Source organism: Wenxinia saemankumensis (genome assembly GCF_900141735.1).
In the GTDB taxonomy this organism is placed as follows: Bacteria; Pseudomonadota; Alphaproteobacteria; order Rhodobacterales; family Rhodobacteraceae; genus Wenxinia; species Wenxinia saemankumensis.
On record NZ_FQYO01000011.1, the window covers coordinates 1 to 2,500 of the forward strand.

Sequence of the window (2,500 nt, forward strand, 5' to 3'; positions counted from 1 at the left end):
TCCTATCCTTTTTAGGTCTGGCGGTGACTTACTCTCCCACGACTTGAGCCGCAGTACCATCAGCGCTTCGGGTCTTAACTTCCGAGTTCGGGATGGGATCGGGTGTTTACCACGTGCTGTTGCCACCAGACCGAAGAAGGATAGGGGAGGGATGTTTTGCGCCGGCGTGACGGCTCCCTCCTTTTTTGATCCAATGTCGAGTTTGTTGGGGTGTATGGCTTCTGATTGGGCAACGGCAGTTCTGCTGTTACCGGATCAGGTCAAGCCGATCGGACGATTAGTACCGGTCAACTGAGCACATTGCTGCGCTTACATCTCCGGCCTATCGACGTGGTGGTCTTCCACGGTCCTGATGGGGATACCTTGTTTTGAGGGGGGCTTCCCGCTTAGATGCCTTCAGCGGTTATCCTTTCCGATCATAGCTACCCAGCACTGCCGTTGGCACGACAACTGGTCCACCAGTGGATCGTTCACCCCGGTCCTCTCGTACTAGGGGCAACTCCTCTCAAGTATCCTGCACCCACGGCAGATAGGGACCGAACTGTCTCACGACGTTCTAAACCCAGCTCACGTACCTCTTTAAATGGCGAACAGCCATACCCTTGGGACCTGCTCCAGCCCCAGGATGAGATGAGCCGACATCGAGGTGCCAAACACTGCCGTCGATATGGACTCTTGGGCAGTATCAGCCTGTTATCCCCGGCGTACCTTTTATCCGTTGAGCGATGGCCCTTCCACTCGGGACCACCGGATCACTATGGCCGACTTTCGTCTCTGCTCGACTTGTCTGTCTTGCAGTCAGGCTGGCTTATGCCATTGCACTCGACGAGCGATTTCCGACCGCTCTGAGCCAACCTTCGCGCGCCTCCGTTACTGTTTGGGAGGCGACCGCCCCAGTCAAACTACCCGCCACAGAGGGTCCCGGAACCGGATGACGGTCCGCGGTTAGACATCAAGCAGCGCAAGGGTGGTATCTCAAGGATGGCTCCACAGAGACTGGCGTCCCTGCTTCGATGCCTACCACCTATCCTGCACATGCCCAGCCTGATGCCAGTCTGAAGCTGTAGTAAAGGTGCACGGGGTCTTTCCGTCTAACCGCGGGGAGCCTGCATCTTGACAGGCAATTCAATTTCGCTGAGTCGACGTTGGAGACAGCGGGGAAGTCGTTACGCCATTCGTGCAGGTCGGAACTTACCCGACAAGGAATTTCGCTACCTTAGGACCGTTATAGTTACGGCCGCCGTTTACTGGGGCTTCAATTCGGAGCTTGCACTCCTCCTTTTAACCTTCCAGCACCGGGCAGGCGTCAGACCCTATACGTCGTCTTGCGACTTCGCAGAGCCCTGTGTTTTTAGTAAACAGTCGCCACCCCCTGGTTTGTGCCCCCGGCCTCTGCTTGCGCAAAAACCGGGCCTCCTTCTCGCGAACTTACGGAGGTATTTTGCCGAGTTCCTTCAACGTCGTTCTCTCAAGCGCCTTGGTATTCTCTACCAGTCCACCTGTGTCGGTTTAGGGTACGATCTCATGGAGGGCTATTTCCAGGGACCGCTTCGCTGCCCGACCAATCCGATAAGGTCGAACAACAGCCGCGATCCGTCACATCCTCCTGGCCCAGGAATATTAACCTGGTTCCCATCGACTACGCCTTTCGGCCTCGCCTTAGGGGTCGGCTCACCCTGCTCAGATTAGCTTTAAGCAGGAACCCTTGGACTTTCGGCGAGGGGGTCTCTCACCCCCTTTGTCGCTACTCATGTCATCATTCTCGCTAGTGATCACTCCACCGGATCCCTCACAGGCCGGCTTCACAGTAAAGACTTCGTCTTTTCTGATCTCTTCTTAAGTGCACTACCGCCTTCGGCTGCTTGAGTGCGAACACTCGGGCACCTTCGACAGTCCTGCAAGAAGATCAGGATAAGACAAAGTCTATGTCACACTACGCTCTGCTACCGCGTGTATTGCTACACACCCTAAGCTTCGGCTCATGGCTTGAGCCCCGTTACATCTTCGCCGCAGGACAACTTGTCTAGACCAGTGAGCTGTTACGCTATCTTTAAAGGATGGCTGCTTCTAAGCCAACCTCCTGGTTGTTTTGGTCGTCCCACCTGCTTTCCCACTTAGCCATGAATTGGGGGCCTTAGCTGTAGGTCAGGGTTGTTTCCCTCTCCACGACGGACGTTAGCACCCGCCGTGTGTCTGCCGCATAGTACTTCCCGGTATTCGGAGTTTGGTTAGGATCAGTAAGGCTGTGGGCCCCCATTACCCATCCAGTGCTCTACCCCCGGGAGTATTCGTGCGACGCTCTACCTAAATAGATTTCGCAGAGAACCAGCTATCTCCGAGTTTGATTGGCCTTTCACCCCTAGGCACACCTCATCCCGACCTTTTTCAACAGGTGTGGGTTCGGACCTCCAGTGAGTGTTACCTCACCTTCATCCTGGACATGCCTAGATCACTCGGTTTCGGGTCTGATGCCACGAACTCATTCGCCCTATTAAGACTC

The 2,500-nt window shown here is 55.3% G+C and carries 2 rRNA genes (1 of these 2 cut by a window edge); both read right to left on the reverse strand.

Going from position 1 to position 2,500, the window contains the following annotated elements:
* Nucleotides 1-15 precede the first annotated feature (15 nt).
* Nucleotides 16-130 (reverse strand): 5S ribosomal RNA (rrf, locus tag BUE30_RS17100).
* A 126-nt stretch (nucleotides 131-256) separates the two neighbouring features.
* Nucleotides 257-2,500: ribosomal RNA gene (locus BUE30_RS17105) — 23S ribosomal RNA — on the reverse strand; it runs 658 nt beyond the window's last position.